This is a genomic window from Paenibacillus curdlanolyticus YK9, from assembly GCF_000179615.1.
Classification (GTDB): domain Bacteria; phylum Bacillota; class Bacilli; order Paenibacillales; family Paenibacillaceae; genus Paenibacillus_T; species Paenibacillus_T curdlanolyticus.
In genome coordinates this window covers 35,845-51,508 of sequence record NZ_AEDD01000012.1, presented here as the reverse complement: position 1 = coordinate 51,508, position 15,664 = coordinate 35,845, and the positions used below count along the sequence as shown (strand labels likewise).

The following is a 15,664-nucleotide window of genomic DNA, read 5'->3' as shown; positions in this document are numbered from 1 at the left end:
TACTATTGTTTTTATTTTTGAAAATAGTATAGGAGGTCTAGTATGCGGACATTGAAAAGGTATTTTGCATTAATTGTCACCATGAGTCTAGTTCTCGGATTAATGGTACAAGCACCACTAGTAAATGCAGCTGTGAATGACTACGTATCGGTAACAAAAACTGTAAATCCAACAACGATTACGACGGAGGATGAAGCTGAAGTAACGCTTAATGTAACTGGTATTCCGCCAGCAAACGTTGTCGTGCCAAATGACGTTGTACTCATTATCGACAAATCAGGAAGTATGGCTCCGAGCTATAACAATGGCGAGGACAAAATGTTAAATGCAAAAGAAGCTGCCAAAGGATTTGTTGATCTGATGGATCTGACAAAACATCGCGTTGCTATAGTGGATTTCTCTTCCAGCAACATGATTGGCAATCTTCCGTTTACGACGAATCCGACAGAAGCGAAAAACTACATTGACACCATCAATGCAAATGGATCGACGGCAACAGGCGATGCGATCGACTCTGCTATTGCCTTGCTTGCTAACCACAGACCTGAAGCACAACCAGTCATTGTAATTATGACGGATGGAGATGCTACCCAGCCTTCAACGGATCCTTATGGATATGCGAAACAAAAAGCATTACTCGCAAAAGATAATGGAATTATTTTCTACACGATTGCATTGTTGAAATCGACTGACGATCCGGTAACTAGTGGCCCGAACATCTTGCTGAAAGAAATGGCTACTACTTCGGATCACCATCACTTCGTTCTAGGTTCCACTGGTTTGAGCCAAATTTACGCTGCCATTGTTAAAGAAATCGGTATGGCAAGCGCATACGACGTGACGGTAACGGACAACGTGGATCCAAACTTCGAGATCGTACCTGGCTCGTATGATAACAACATTCCTAAACCGACTGTTACAGGTAACACGTTAGTATGGGATTTCAATGAGTTGAAGAATAGTACGCTTTCTTTCAAGTACAAAATTCGTCCAGTAGATAAAACGAAATCGGGTACTTTCCCAGTTTCAACAGCAACATCTAAGATTACGTACAAAGATTATGCAGGGGGAGCTCGGTACAAACTGATTCCGAGTGTTAACCTTACAGTGAAACTGCCGGCTCCGCAGATCACATCAATTATCCAACCTTTCGGTCACCCAGATGGCGGAGAGACGGTTACAATTAACGGTAAAAACTTCTTTAATGGAGCTACTGTTACGTTTGGTACTGTTGCAGCTACGAACGTTTCGGTTGTAAACTCTACTACGATTACGGCAACGGTACCTGCTGGTAAGCAGGGAACTGTTGATGTAACTGTGAAAAATCCGGATACTCAAAAGGCAATCGGACAATACCAGTACAAAACTGATCCAATTGTAACGAGCATTACGCCAGCGAATGGTGCACTAGACGGCGGTAATACAGTCATCATACAAGGTAACTATATGATGAAAGGTTTGACCGTTAAGTTCGGTGATAATACTGCAGCCGTTACGATGTATTCCAATCAAACGTATATTAAAGTAACGGCACCTAAGGGCGCAGCTGCTGGTCCGGTAGACGTAACGATCTTGAATCCTGATGAAACAAGCAAGATTGTTGATGACGGTTATACTTATAATGAACCGCCAAAAACAGACCCAGAAGTACTGTCAATTACACCTAATACAGGTGTAGTAACAGGTGGGGACATTGCTTATGTTGATGGGAAGAATTTCAAAAACGGGTTACAAGTACTCGTAGGCGGCAAGAGCGCAGCAACTACGTACGTTTCGACAACTCGATTGAAAGTGACGATTCCAGCTGGTGATCAAGCAGGTGCAGTTGACGTATCTGTCGTGGACGCTGAGGGTAAAACCTATACGCTGGCAGGAGCATACACGTATACAGCTATTGTTTATCCGATCCCTACTATCACAGCAGTAACGCCGAATACAGGACTTTTGGCTGGCGGCAATATCGTTTATGTAGATGGTGGCAACTTCACGAACATTACGAAAGTGTCGATCGGCGGTAAAGATGCTCCGACGACTTATGTAAGTGCAACGCGAGTTAAGGCGACGGTTCCAGCTGGCGACAATGTCGGCAAGGTTAATGTCAAAGTTACAACGGGAACAGCGGAGGCTGAACTTGCAGCAGCTTATGAGTATACTGTTCCAGTAATTGACCAGATTACAATAACGTCGTTAACACCAAACACTGGTTTGTTAGCTGGTGGCACAATTGTATATATCGATGGTGTTAATTTCAAATCGGGAGCTAAAGTAGCATTTGGCTCAAACATTGTAAGCAGCAGCTATGTTAGTTCTACGCGTATTAAAGTAACGACCCCGGCAGCTGTAACGCCTGGTAAAGTAGACGTAACAGTAACGAATACTGATGGCGGCACGGGTTCACTGGCTCAAGGTTTCGAATATACAGCAGCTTTACCTACGATTACGGGCATGACGCCAAACCATGCTAGCAAAGCTGGCGGGGACATTATCTATGTGGATGGTACCAACTTTGATAACACAGCTACGGTAACGATTAACGGCAATAGTGCGGCAGTTACATTGGTAAATGCAACTCGCTTGAAAGTTACAGTACCTGCAAACGCGACGATTGGTGATGTTCCTCTCGTTGTAACGTTATCCAATGGTTTGAGCGTGACGGCGACGTTTACGTATGACAATGGATTGGTGGCGCCTGCTCCGATACTGACTAGTATGACAGCTACTAGTGGTACTGCTGCTGGCGGTAATATTATTTATATTGATGGTAAGAACTTTGTTAATAAACCGAAAGTGTACTTCGGTTCCACGCAAGTGGTGACCGTGACATTTGTAAGTGCGACGAGGGTTAAAGTAACGGTTCCAGCTGGAGTATCGGGTCCAGTAGACGTGAAAGTAGTAAATCCTGATGGTCAAGAAAGCAATACGCTCACTTACACGTACAATTAATAGACAGTATTAGAACAAGAAGACGCCCACATCCGTTTGGATGGGGCGTCTTCTTGTTTCATTAAGATAACTTGTTGGGATAGAGAGTAGAGATATTCGGAAAAGTCTCAATGGGCATTTTATTGATTCGATCATGATATCTTGAGTTGTTGCAATGTTCTAACAAGAGACCGACCGCTCCTGAATTGGACTGCGACTCAATGATGATGCTTAGCATATCGAAAGCGTCATCTATATTGTCATGATGCAAGCCCCATTCCGCAAGGGTAAGGAGCGCGTCAGAATCTAGTGCCTGTTCTTCTAGCAAGAGAAGCAATAATTCTAGTGCATGTTCGATATGGCCGGAATTGTAAAGCAAGTTCGCCAGGGCATTTAGCACGGGTGAATTAGCAGTCTTCTGTAAAAGTTCGTAATAAACGTCATATTGTTGCATTTTCCAAAGTTGCAAGAGCAACTCTGCATACCATCCCTCTTGGCCTGGAAGTTTTGTCAAATCAATCGGTCTATTGCTTAAAAGTTGCTGTAGCTCTAAAACCCATGTTATAGCATCATCTGAAATGTAAGATGGATTTAAATATTGATTATCATTTAGTGTAATCGCAGCTAAAACAGCTATAGAAACCGGGATACTAGATTTAGAACCGCTGGTTTGAAGAGTTGAGGAAGAATCCGGAAAAAGAACGCGATCTAGAATTGCATCTTCTTCACTCCATTGAATAGGGAACGAACTAACATTTTTTCGATAGTAAGCCGCTATGTCTCTATTGCCGGTCTGTAATGCGATTTTGAAAAGCATAACCTGATTCAATGGAATCGAGTTAGGATAGATCAGACCCAAGTCCTCAATGATGTTGGTAATTGTCGCAATATGACCCCAATGTTCTAGACAGACCTTAAGTAGTGAGTAGTTGGCAGGCTGTTGCTGAAGTGCTTGTATCCAATAAGAAACAGCTTGTTCGAAGTTGCCTTGGCGTCTATAAATATCAGCTAGAGCTTGCATAGGAAGGGTTGTCCCAAACGACGGTTGGATGACCCAATAAGGGGTGTTACCGGCTTGTTTAAATATATCTAGGCATTTAGAAAAATGAAGGGCAGCTTCTTTTCTAAAGCCTAATTTTTCTAATAGGACTCCTCGAAGACAATGGTAATCCGCTTTTTGGGGATAGAGCTTAACACCTTGCTCGATATGGCGACTTGCTTCATTATATAGTTCCAGCTGTAATTCAGTTGCAATCAATCTATCGAGTAAATGGTTAAACCAGGTATCGGTCGTTTTTGTCCCTTCATAAGATACAATATAACATTGGTGAGCATTGTGATGTTCATGTATATTGGCATATTCATTGCCAAGAACGAAGTTATAATAGGGATCATTCTTTTTCTCAGCCTGAAGCTGCATCAATATGGACATGTTTCGTTCCGATTTATTTTTAGTTGTTACTGTCTGTTTTGTATATCCGGTATGGAAAATATGGAACGAGTATGAAACCCAGTTAATTGGAATATCAGTGGAAATTAATTGCTCGTGAATCGGTTCCACATAATGAATGCAAGGATGATTAACAAACAACCTAGCGCCTGTTGATTCCATGATTTGACTGAAATCTGTTTCGTTGCTCATGAAATTATTTATTGTTAGAACGATGCCCGCAGGTATACTTTTATCGAACTGAGACAGAAATGATTTTAATTTATCATGATCCTCGGATTGAATGTATTCATCGGCATCTAATACAAGGATCCAATCGCTTGTGGCGTGGCGTATAGATTCGTTTCTTGCCGCTGCAAAATTATTCATCCAAGTGAATGAAAAGACATTACTTGTATATTGAAGTGCAATGTCAATAGTATTATCGGTGGAACCAGTGTCGACAACTACGATTTCATCTACCAATCCTTTGACGCTGTCCAGGCAACGTTTTAAAGAAGGAGCTTCATTTTTGACTATCATACATAGGGAAATGGATGGCTGCATGGTTCCTCCGGTCATTAAATAAGTATGTTTATTTATATATATCGGATCAAATCTGTCATTCGATTAAACGAATTCGAGAGAGCGACCGATATTTTAATTAAGACACAACTTTGAATTAAGAGGAGTCGTAATTGATGATTGATGCTAAACAGGTACTTAGTCAAGCTGAGCAATTGCTAGGGAAGAACGATGTGCTCGCTGCTGAAAAATATATTCAAATAATAGGGCATCAAGATACTGCAGCGATAGCTTGTTTTCGATTGGGTGAAATATGTAATCGTATGGGGGATGCTCCTACATCATATGCTTATCACACAAAAGCTTTTCAATTAAATCCATCCTTCTCAAAACTTTTGGTTAAAGATGAACATCCATCACACAGTTATTCTTACAAAAAACCTGATAAGGAGATCGTTGTACCATTTTGCCCATTATGTGGAGGAGATGGCACCCCGCATTCGGCATACAATACGGTGACTTCACTGGATTATATTCCTGGCTTTGATCCTATTCGGCTCTGGATGCATTGTGAACAATGTCATCATCTTTATGCAAGTCGATATCCAGAAAATCTTGGTGAGCTACTGTCGGGATCTGCTTTTGAATTCAATTTGAATCCCAAAACACATTTACTCCCGACAATCGGTAATATCGTGATGAACTTGAGTCAACATGTACAAGGTCCTAGATTACTGGAGGTAGGAGTAGGCGCAGGGGAGTTTTCCGCTGTAGCTAAGGAGTATTTATTTGACGTAACGGGGTTGGATATTCGACCTAAGTACGCTCAAGCTGTTTCTGAAATGTTGAATATTCCCGTATATACGGATGATTTTCAACAATATCGAACAGATGATAAATATGACCTTATCGCTATGGGCGACGTTATCGAGCATATGAGTGATCCGGTGGGCGCAATAAGCAAAGCCCGAGAATTACTGTCTGATCACGGTGTATTATGGATTTCAACACCGAATTATGAAAGTGCATTCTCTATGATAAAGAAGGATTCCGATCCGATGTGGCGGATTATCGAGCATCTTAATTACTTTTCTTTCCGTTCATTGAGCATTACGCTCAACCGTCTGGGCTTTAAAGTTGTCCAGTATAGCATATCCGGGCATTATAATGGTTCGATGGAAGTCACGGCAATCAAAGAATAAAAGAAAAAAGCGACCTCATCGTATCAATGAGGTCGCTTATTTTCATTTAACCAATTATTGTACCGTTACATTCACAGTCGTGATCGTTTGGAATCCTACCGCATCAGTTGCTGTAATTTTAACAGTGTAGACTCCAGAAGTGGCGGCAACGTTTGTTGACTTTGTGCCGTTCCAAGTTATGGAGTAACTTCCCGAATCTTGTTGCACGTTCGATTGCAGTGTACGAACGAGTGCGTTAGCCGACGTATAGACAGCTATTGTTACTTTACTTGATTCGGAGACCGTGTATCCGATCGTTGTGCTGCCCCCAACTGCAATAGTAGAAGGGGATGTAGTGATACCCGTAATCGAAGGTGCCGTTTTGTCAGTTTCAATTGTACCACTCGCTTCTTCTGAAGCATGGCCTTCAACGTCAACTGCATTAATTTTGTACGTATAGATTCCATCCTCAACTACAACCCCAGCATCATTCTTGCCATTCCAAAGTACGGACTTAGCTCCTGCTGTCGTAGATGCATTGTACAGCGTACGTACGAGCGTATCCTCTGAATCATAGATCAGGACGGATACAATAGCATCCTCGGAAACAGTGTACTTGATCGTTGCATTCGTTGTGCCTGTCGCCTTCAGCACAGCTGGAGTACCGCTCACAGCGGTAAGGCGTGGGGCGCCAGTTTCGATGTCGAAAGCAGTCGATTGCGTTGAACTAAATCCTACAGCGTCAGTGGTGGTAACTTTCACTGTGTAGGAACCATCCGGTGCAAATGCCGTCGTGGAGATCTTTCCATCCCAATCGAGCGTTTGATTGCCAGATTCGGTTACTTTGCTGCTCCAAATCGTTTTAACCGCCACATTCTTGCTGTTCACAATAGTAACAGTTGTTTTGCCAGCCTCGGATAATGCAAAGTTAACGTGCAAATTGTTGCTTCCCGTTGGTGCGAAGACGGAAGGGGATGCAGCCAGACCGCTAATGACAGGTGTTGTTTTGTCTGTCACGATTGTACCGGTCGCTTCGGCTGTCAGTCCTGTGCCGTCCTCTACGAGAATCCGATACGTGTAGGTTCCATCCTCAACAAGCGCCCCGGCATCATTCTTACCATTCCAAGTGATAGATTTAGCGCCTGTCGTTTGTGATTGCGCATTCGCTAGCGTGCGAATCGTACTTCCGTTGCCGTCAACAATGACAATGGATGCTGTCACCGGTTCTGAATTCGTATATTTAATCGTTGCATTAGCTGTTCCTGTTACTTTGAAAGGATTAGGCGTTGCGCTGACGGCTGTAATCTTTGGAGCACCTGATTCCAATGTGAATGGCACGGTGCTCGTTGCAATAAGTCCGACGGCATCGGTCGTTGTTACCTTTAATGTATACGTTCCGTCTGGAGCGAATGCAGTTGCGGATGTTTTGCCGTCCCAAGTAACAGACTGACTGCCAGCCGTAGTTGCGATATTACTTGCGAATGTTTTAATCGTTGCATTGCTGCTGTTGACAAGTGCAACTGTCGTTTTGCCTGCTTCAGACAATGAGTAATTAAATGTAATCGTGTTATTTCCGTTAGGCTCGAATAATGAAGTCGATGCTGTTAGTCCGTTGATAACAGGCGCAGTCGTGTCGACCGTTACAGTTCCTGATGCTTCGTTATGGAAACCTATGCCCTCTGCAATCTCGATGTCAGCGGATATGCGATAGCTGTAGACGCCGTCAGGGACGATAGCGCCGTTATCATTCTTACCGTTCCATGCTACTGACTTAGCTCCCATCGTTTGAGCTTGTTTGTTGACGATTGTCCGGACGACGATACCGTTCGCGTCACGTACCTGAACAGTAACTGCGGCGTCATCGCCAAGCGTATATTTCAGAGCAGTAGTACTCGTGCCCGTCGGCTTGAAGGGGCTAACGGAAGCGCTGACGGCAGTCAGGTTTGGACCTGTATAGTTCACATAGCTAATTTGTTCGATTTTTGTCGTATGGCCTGCTGGATCTTTTGCCTCGAGGCGATAGATGTATTTACCCGGAATCCGGATGCCTAGATCAGTATCCATGTCGAGGAAGAGCAACGTATGATTGCCTGCCTGTTGAAGCTCATTCGATGTAAACGTGTATACAAGCTTGTTCAAGTTATTGTAGGCGGTTAGAGATACGTAGCTTTCTTCTGATAAGTCATAGGTATAGCCGTATTTGTGACCTTGGTCTAACGGGCCTGCAATTAAGTTGTTGAAAGCTGGCGCTTCGCGGTCGATAGTAATCGTTTCATAAGCTCGTTGGAAACCCAAACCTGTTGCACTTGCATCTAGTTCGATTTGGTATTCGCCGGAAGGTACGAGTTGGTTAGCCGTGTTTTTACCGTTCCAAGTGAACGTGTTTGTTCCTGCTTTTTTGGCGAGATTGGTCATGACGGTCTTCACGAGATTCATAGATGAATCATAAATGTTTACGGAAACGTTAGCTGCGACATCCAAAGAGAACGTAACAGTGGTGGTGTTGGAACCAGTAGGGCCAAATGGATCAGCCGAGACCTGATTCACACGCAGTCCCAGCGTATTAGCGTTTGGATCCGCATTTATGGCAGCATTGACGTCAATGAGCCCGTAACCGAAAGTGTTGTCGCGTCCTGCCGTTCCAAGATCGATAGTTGTCGTTTCTAAAAGTCGAGTCAATTCCGAAGTAGAAAGCTCCGGATGGCTGTTCCACACAAGTGCGGCGCCGCCAGCAACGACAGGCGAAGCCATAGACGTCCCCTGCTTATATTCATAGCCGCCGCCTGGGACAGTGCTAAGGATTTCGGTGCCTGGTGCGGAAATATCTACGGTCGTACCATAGTTGGAGAACGATGCCTTAGCATTATTCGTGTCCGTAGCTACGACGCTAAGGACGTTAGCGAGCGCAGCTGGGTAGCTTGCTGCCGAGGAATTGTTATTACCCGCAGCGGCAACAACTAGAACCCCCATGCTATTAGCGTAATTAACGGCATCTTGCATCGCTTGCGAGTAGCTTGAGAAGCCGAGGCTCATATTGATGATTTTGGCGCCGTGATCGGTTGCCCATTGAATGGCTTCGATAACATCAAGAGAAGAGCCAGTCCCTCCATCATTCATGGCTTTTAGCGGCATGATGGCGCTCGACGGGGCGATTCCCGAAATGCCTTGACCGTTGTTCATGGAGGCGGCGATAATTCCGGATACATGTGTGCCGTGACTATGGATGTCTTCTGTGTTGGTCGTATTGTCGATTGTGTTGTAACCAGGTATCAAGTTAGCAATTAGATCAGGATGATCGGAATCCACTCCTGTATCAATAACGGCAACGATCATGCCCGAACTTCCGGTTGTCGTGTTCCAAGCTTGATCTGCTTTAATTCGAGGCGCATACCATTGTTCGGCATATCTTGGATCGGAAGGTGTTTCAAGTATCGTTCCGATATAGTTCGGCTCTGCGTACTCAACGCGGTTGTCAGCCAGAAGCTTGGGCAGTTCTGATGCAACGGTAGCTCCCGGTGCCAGTTCGATTGTCGATACGTTAATTGAGTCAGAATCTGCTTCTGTTGAAACGTCGCCGTCGATGAGTTCGGCTACCGCATCAGGGTTAACGCCTTCTTTGAACTTAACGATCAACTCACCTTCTACATAAGGCTGGGTAGAAGCGAGAATATTTGCGGTGTTGTTCTCTAGTGCTTCACCGTACGCGGCTGGAGCGACAGCCATACATTGCGTTACTAGCAATGCGGCGAATGCTAGTTTCCAATGACGTGTCTTTAGACCCATGAATTAAACCCTCCTATATCGTAATGATAGGAATATCGGTTAATAGAGGGGATAAGTTGAGATAAGCTGGGAAAAACACTGAAGATAATTACTTCTAAAGTCCTAATAATTCTCAATGTATCCGTTTTCAAAAAAATGTTTGACAATTATATGAAGTCGCGTTATATTCGATTTGTGGGCCTTACTACAAGGCGATTCACAGCATTTGAAGATGAAGGGAATGTTATGCATGCAGGGTAAAGTAAAATGGTTTAACGCAGAAAAAGGATACGGTTTCATCGAGACGGAACAAGGTGGCGACGTATTCGTTCACTTCTCCGCTATCCAAGCTGATGGCTTCAAAACGCTGGAAGAAGGCCAAGCGGTCGAATTCGACATCGTCGAAGGCGCACGTGGTCCACAAGCTGCTAACGTTACTAAACTGTAATCATTCGGCTTAATTTGAAGCCAACATCATAGAAGGTGTCAACACCAGACATGAGACTAACCCCGGGAAACCGGGGTTTTTCATGTTTTAGATCGACTTGGGGTTCGACAAAAGTACGCGTTCTATTACAGTGATTACAGACAATTCTATTGATTTCAACAAAATATCAGAAAATTCACAAATAACTGAAAATAAAGATGTTCGACAGCCTGACCCTGTGATATAATAAGAACAAGTAAAGGAGGAGTGCCCTATGAAATACAATATTCGAGGTCAACACATCCAAGTGACGGAAGCGCTTCGCGAATACGTCGAGAAGAAGACTAGCCGCCTAGAAAAGTATTTTGAAGCACCAGAAACCTCCGAAACGAATGTTACCCTATCGGTAACCAAAGGATATCATGCAGTTGAGGTATCGATACCGCTGACGGGTGCCATGCTGCGGGCTGAAGTGAAGAGCGAGGATATGTACGCTTCGATCGACGCGGTAGTGGACAAACTGGAACGTCAAATTCGTAAACACAAAACTAGAGTGAATCGCAAAATCCGTAACGAAAGCGGCATACGTACATTCTTCAAGGAGTCGGGATCAACCGTCCGAGTATTAGATGAAGAGGAGGACTTCGAGGTAGTCCGCACGAAGCAGTTCACGTTCAAACCGATGGATGTGGAGGAAGCGATTTTACAAATGAATATGGTTGGGCATAATTTCTTCGTCTTTGCCAACTCTGACACGAAGGAAGTGAATGTCGTCTACAAGCGTAGCGACGGTAAATACGGGCTCATCGAGCAGCGTTAACGCTCTTTACGCACCAACAACTATCCCATTGAATATGGCAGCCCCTTTTCCGCTGGAGAAGGGGCTTTATTGCGTCTGAAAAAAATAGTAATAAATTCCCACTTGCCATCCGATATACAATTATACACAAGGGGGAGGTTTCCAGATGAGAAAATTTATTAAAACTAAGGGAGTCATCGCGCTAGTCTGTTTATTAACTGCGATATTAGTACAGGCAACTTCAGCGGCGGCTTCGACTACGCTATTCTCGCAAGGACAAGGCTATGCGCAAGGAGCATATGATTTGAACGCTCAACAGCCGTTGGCAACGAGCTGGAATCGAAATTCGAGGTTTGCTGGGGTTAATGCTAATCTAAATACCAAGTGGACTTATGCGATTGGGAATACGAATTATTCACCAACGATTGGCGCTGATGGCACGATATATATCGCGAATATGGCATCGAGCAGTTCACAGTTGTATGCTTTAAACCCAGATGGTTCTTTGAAATGGTCAAATAGTACCCAGTATGCCGCTACAACATCGCCTATTATCGGACAGGACGGAACGATATATGTTGGGGCAGGTCAGCGATTGGTTGCAATTAATTCGAACGGGGCAGACGTATTCACCTCGCTGATTGGGAAACCGATAAGCGGAATAGCTATTGATCATAACGGTAACCTTATTATTTCTTGCAGGAATGGATATATATTGTCCTTTAATCCAACGCAACAATCGATACAATGGACAACCTATCTTAACGTTAACGACTTATCTGCACCGGCAATTGCTGAAGATGGCACCATCTTCGCTCAAGCTATGGATGGACGTATCGAAATAATTGCGCTCCATGCAGACGGCACGTCCTATTGGAGAAATACATTGTCGACCAAGTTGTCAACCGCAACAGAATCTATTTACTACACGGCTCCGCCAATTGATAAATATGGCAACGTCTATGCGATTGGACGCAATGAGGCGATTTTATATTCCGTAGGTCATGATGGCACCTTGAATTGGACATATCCGGTTGGTGATCTCGTATTTACCTTCCCGGTTATTGATGAGCAAAGAGAGACTATTTACATTGGCAATTCAAATGCGCAAGCGGAATTTACGGCATTGAACATGGACGGAACGGTCAAGTGGAAATTAAACACGGGTGTGAGTATTTATACGACTCCAATCGTGGACAGTCAAGGACTGATTTATTTTTGGGGCCCTGCTGCAATCAAAGTTGTAACTCCCGAAGGTTCGCTTAAAAGTTCATATAATACGGTGGGCCGGTTTGATTTATCCATCGGCAGCGATGGTACGCTTTATATGAGCGATGGTCCGACTGGCATGCTCCGCGCAATTGGGGGGACGATCGATAACCTAACACCGCCGAGCGCGCAGCAAGGATTGCAAGCAGAGTATTTTAATAATGAAGACCTAACGGATCTCAAAACGACGAGAGTAGATCAGCAGATTGATTTCAACTGGGGAATGACTGTCCCGGACGCATTGATCGATCCGGAAACCTACTCGGTTCGTTGGACGGGAAAGATTCAACCCTTGTATACGGACACTTACAATTTTCACGCATTAACAGATGATGGCGTAAGGCTTTGGATCGATGGGCAGTTAATTATTGATCGTTGGCAGACTAACAGCGTTTCGGAATTTACTGGCACGATTGCACTTGTCGCCGGACAGAAGTATGATATTAAAATGGAATATTTCAATGGGCCTAGGAACGGTTTCGTTCAACTGCAATGGTCGAGTCAGTCTCAGGCTAAGGAAGTTATACCAGCGAATGCGTTTACCCTTAATTAATATTGAACGTTAGATCATAATCGACAAATAACTGTAAGATTGGCTGCTCTAGGAACTAGGGCAGCTTTCTGTTTATGTACGGATGTTATTGGAAAGCGAATTGTATACATTGCGACAAAGTGTTCAAACTGTTACAATTTAGGCATTGAGAGAAAGCGTACCCGCCCTCATATGAATCCGTATGATGACTGGCGGCGACTGGCAAGATGACGTATTTGAATACGGGGTACGATGAAAGGTAGGGCGGTTGCTGATGCTCGGATTAGTGAAGAAAATATTTGGCGATGCGAACGAACGTGAAGTTAAACGGTTGATGCGTACGGTCGAACAAATTAACGCAATAGAGCCGCAGTTCACGGGACTGTCGGACGAAGCGCTGCGTGCGAAGACGCAGGAGTTCAAGGAGCGCCTTGCGAAGGGCGAAGAGATCGATGATATCTTGCCAGAAGCATTTGCTACGGTTCGCGAAGCAGCGAAGCGTACGCTGGGCATGCGTCACTTTGACGTACAGCTGATTGGCGGCATGGTGCTGCATGACGGCAAAATCGCAGAGATGAAAACCGGTGAAGGTAAGACGCTGGTTGGTACGCTACCTGTTTATTTGAACGCATTGCTCGGCAGAGGCGTTCACGTTATCACAGTCAATGATTACCTTGCGCAGCGGGATAGCCAGCTCATGGGACAAGTATACGAGTTCCTCGGCCTGACGGTCGGCTGCAACCTGCACGGCTTGACGCATGCTGAGAAGCAAGAAGCTTATGCTTGCGACATCACGTATGGCACGAACAACGAATACGGCTTCGATTATTTGCGCGACAATATGGTTCTTTATAAGGAACAAATGGTTCAACGTCCGCTGTACTTCGCCATCATTGACGAAGTGGACTCGATTCTGATTGACGAGGCGCGTACGCCGCTCATCATTTCGGGTCAGGCGGCGAAGTCGACGGAGATGTATTTTGCTGCTGACCGTTTCGTTAGCCGCATGAAGCAAGACGAGGACTTTACGATCGACATTAAGCTTCGCAACGTAACGTTGACGGAAGCGGGCGTCGAGAAAGCAGAGCGCGCTTTTGGCATCGATAACTTATATGATCATGCGCATGTTCTCTTGAACCACCACATTCAGCAAGCGCTGAAGGCTACCTTCATTATGCGCCGCGATGTGGATTATGTTGTACAGGACGATGAAGTTGTTATCGTCGACGAATTCACAGGTCGTCTGATGGCTGGACGTCGTTACAGCGATGGCCTGCACCAAGCGATCGAAGCGAAGGAACAAATCAAAGTACAGAACGAAAGCATGACGCTGGCGACGATTACGTTCCAGAACTACTTCCGTATGTACCGCAAGCTCGCGGGCATGACGGGTACGGCAAAGACGGAAGAAGAAGAGTTCAAGAAGATCTACGGACTCGAGGTTGTCCAAATTCCGACGAACCGTACGAACATCCGCCAGGACTCCCCGGACGTGGTTTACAAGTCGGAGAACGGCAAGTTCAAGGCGGTAGTCGAGGAAATCGTCAAACGTCACGCGAACAACCAGCCAGTGCTCGTGGGTACCGTATCGATTGAGAATTCGGAGCGCGTCTCCGAGATGCTTAAGAAACGTGGAATTACGCACAAAGTACTGAACGCGAAGTATCATGCCGAAGAGGCGGAGATCATTTCGCGCGCTGGCCAAGCGGGAGCGGTTACGATCGCAACGAACATGGCTGGCCGCGGTACGGATATTTTGCTCGGCGAGGAAGTTCCGGAAACAGGCGGTCTGCACATTATCGGCACGGAGCGCCATGAGAGCCGCCGGATCGATAACCAGCTGCGCGGTCGTGCGGGACGTCAAGGCGACCCAGGCTCGTCCCAGTTCTATCTGTCGCTCGAGGATGAGCTTATGCGTCGCTTTGGCGCCGAGAACATCATGGGCATGATGGAGCGTCTTGGCTTCGATGAGGATCAACCGATCGAGAGCCGGATGATCTCCCGTGCGGTAGAGTCGGCTCAGAAGCGCGTCGAGGGCAACAACTTCGATATGCGTAAAGTCGTCCTGCAGTATGACGATGTAATGAACCAGCAGCGCGAAATCATTTATAAACAACGCCGCGAAGTATTGGAGTCCGAGAACATTCGCCAAATCGCGACGGATATGATCAAGCCGGTCGTTGAGCGGATCGTGGAAGCGCATTGCGAAGGCGACATTCCGGAAGAGTGGGATCTGCAGGCAATCGTTGATTACGCGCACGGCAACTTGTTGAAGGAAGACACGCTCACGAAAGACGAGCTATGGGGCAAGGAGAAAGAAGAGATCATCGAGCTGCTGTTCGATAAAGTGCAACAGCTGTACGATGAGCGTGAAGAGCTGATCGGCGAAGAAACGATGCGCGAGTTCGAGAAGGTTGTCGTACTCCGTGCGGTAGACTCCAAGTGGATGGATCACATCGATGCGATGGATCAGCTTCGCCAAGGTATCCACCTTCGTGCATACGGCGGTACGGATCCGCTGCGTGAATACCAATTCGAAGGCTTCGAGATGTTCAAGGAAATGATCGAGAACATCCAAGAAGAGATTACGAAGTATATTATGAAGGCGCATGTCGAGAATAATCTTGAGCGCCAGGAAGTGGCGAAGGGCCAGACGGAATCGGGCGGCAGCGGCGAACCAGCGGCGAAGCGTCCAGTCCAGAAGGATGAGGCGGAGCGCATCGGCCGCAACGATCCATGTCCTTGCGGCAGCGGCAAGAAATATAAGCTGTGCCACGGCAAGTAAGCAATATTACTAGCAATACGGCGAGTTAATGGT

8 protein-coding genes are annotated in these 15,664 nt (G+C 45.6%); 6 read left to right on the top strand and 2 right to left on the bottom strand.

What is annotated here, in order from left to right; genetic code table 11:
- Positions 1-42: 42 nt before the first annotated feature.
- Positions 43-2,943 carry an IPT/TIG domain-containing protein gene (locus PAECUDRAFT_RS20175; protein WP_006039996.1) on the top strand — a complete coding sequence of 967 codons (2,901 nt, stop codon included), beginning with the start codon at positions 43-45 and terminating at the stop codon, positions 2,941-2,943.
- 61 nt (positions 2,944-3,004) lie between these two features.
- On the opposite strand, the gene PAECUDRAFT_RS20170 is transcribed toward PAECUDRAFT_RS20175, so the two are convergent.
- The gene (locus tag PAECUDRAFT_RS20170; RefSeq protein WP_006039995.1) at positions 3,005-4,918 is read right to left on the bottom strand and encodes a glycosyltransferase; all 1,914 of its coding nucleotides are present in this window, start codon (positions 4,916-4,918) and stop codon (positions 3,005-3,007) included.
- Positions 4,919-5,052: 134 nt separating this feature from the next.
- Between PAECUDRAFT_RS20170 and PAECUDRAFT_RS20165 the strand changes: the two genes are divergently transcribed.
- The gene (locus PAECUDRAFT_RS20165) at positions 5,053-6,078 is read left to right on the top strand and encodes a class I SAM-dependent methyltransferase (RefSeq protein WP_006039994.1); all 1,026 of its coding nucleotides are present in this window, start codon (positions 5,053-5,055) and stop codon (positions 6,076-6,078) included.
- A 54-nt stretch (positions 6,079-6,132) separates the two neighbouring features.
- Here PAECUDRAFT_RS20165 and PAECUDRAFT_RS24945 read toward each other — a convergent pair whose 3' ends face one another.
- Positions 6,133-9,840, bottom strand: coding sequence for a FlgD immunoglobulin-like domain containing protein (locus tag PAECUDRAFT_RS24945; RefSeq protein WP_006039993.1), 3,708 nt, complete (start codon positions 9,838-9,840; stop codon positions 6,133-6,135).
- A gap of 229 nt (positions 9,841-10,069) precedes the next feature.
- On the opposite strand from PAECUDRAFT_RS24945, the gene PAECUDRAFT_RS20155 reads away from it, so the two are divergent.
- The 4 genes from PAECUDRAFT_RS20155 to secA all read left to right on the top strand — a co-directional run bounded on the left by PAECUDRAFT_RS20155 (position 10,070) and on the right by secA (position 15,631).
- Positions 10,070-10,267 carry a cold shock domain-containing protein gene (locus PAECUDRAFT_RS20155; protein ID WP_006039992.1) on the top strand — a complete coding sequence of 66 codons (198 nt, stop codon included), beginning with the start codon at positions 10,070-10,072 and terminating at the stop codon, positions 10,265-10,267.
- A 253-nt stretch (positions 10,268-10,520) separates the two neighbouring features.
- Entirely contained in the window at positions 10,521-11,066 is a 546-nt protein-coding gene (gene hpf, locus PAECUDRAFT_RS20150) for a ribosome hibernation-promoting factor, HPF/YfiA family (RefSeq protein ID WP_006039991.1), read from the top strand.
- 145 nt (positions 11,067-11,211) lie between these two features.
- Positions 11,212-12,867 (top strand): PA14 domain-containing protein, encoded by a 1,656-nt coding sequence (locus PAECUDRAFT_RS20145; protein WP_006039990.1) that lies wholly within the window; start codon positions 11,212-11,214, stop codon positions 12,865-12,867.
- Positions 12,868-13,120: 253 nt separating this feature from the next.
- Positions 13,121-15,631, top strand: a complete 2,511-nt coding sequence (secA, locus tag PAECUDRAFT_RS20140; RefSeq protein ID WP_006039989.1) for a preprotein translocase subunit SecA — start codon at positions 13,121-13,123, stop codon at positions 15,629-15,631.
- Positions 15,632-15,664 lie beyond the last annotated feature (33 nt).

Excerpts from the sequence above, each read along its gene's own strand:
- PAECUDRAFT_RS20175 (WP_006039996.1), top strand. The coding sequence starts at position 43 with ATGCGGACATTGAAAAGGTATTTTGCATTAATTGTCACCATGAGTCTA.
- PAECUDRAFT_RS20170 (WP_006039995.1), bottom strand. The coding sequence starts at position 4,918 with ATGCAGCCATCCATTTCCCTATGTATGATAGTCAAAAATGAAGCTCCT.
- PAECUDRAFT_RS20165 (WP_006039994.1), top strand. The coding sequence starts at position 5,053 with ATGATTGATGCTAAACAGGTACTTAGTCAAGCTGAGCAATTGCTAGGG.
- PAECUDRAFT_RS24945 (WP_006039993.1), bottom strand. The coding sequence starts at position 9,840 with ATGGGTCTAAAGACACGTCATTGGAAACTAGCATTCGCCGCATTGCTA.
- PAECUDRAFT_RS20155 (WP_006039992.1), top strand. The coding sequence starts at position 10,070 with ATGCAGGGTAAAGTAAAATGGTTTAACGCAGAAAAAGGATACGGTTTC.
- hpf (WP_006039991.1), top strand. The coding sequence starts at position 10,521 with ATGAAATACAATATTCGAGGTCAACACATCCAAGTGACGGAAGCGCTT.
- PAECUDRAFT_RS20145 (WP_006039990.1), top strand. The coding sequence starts at position 11,212 with ATGAGAAAATTTATTAAAACTAAGGGAGTCATCGCGCTAGTCTGTTTA.
- secA (WP_006039989.1), top strand. The coding sequence starts at position 13,121 with ATGCTCGGATTAGTGAAGAAAATATTTGGCGATGCGAACGAACGTGAA.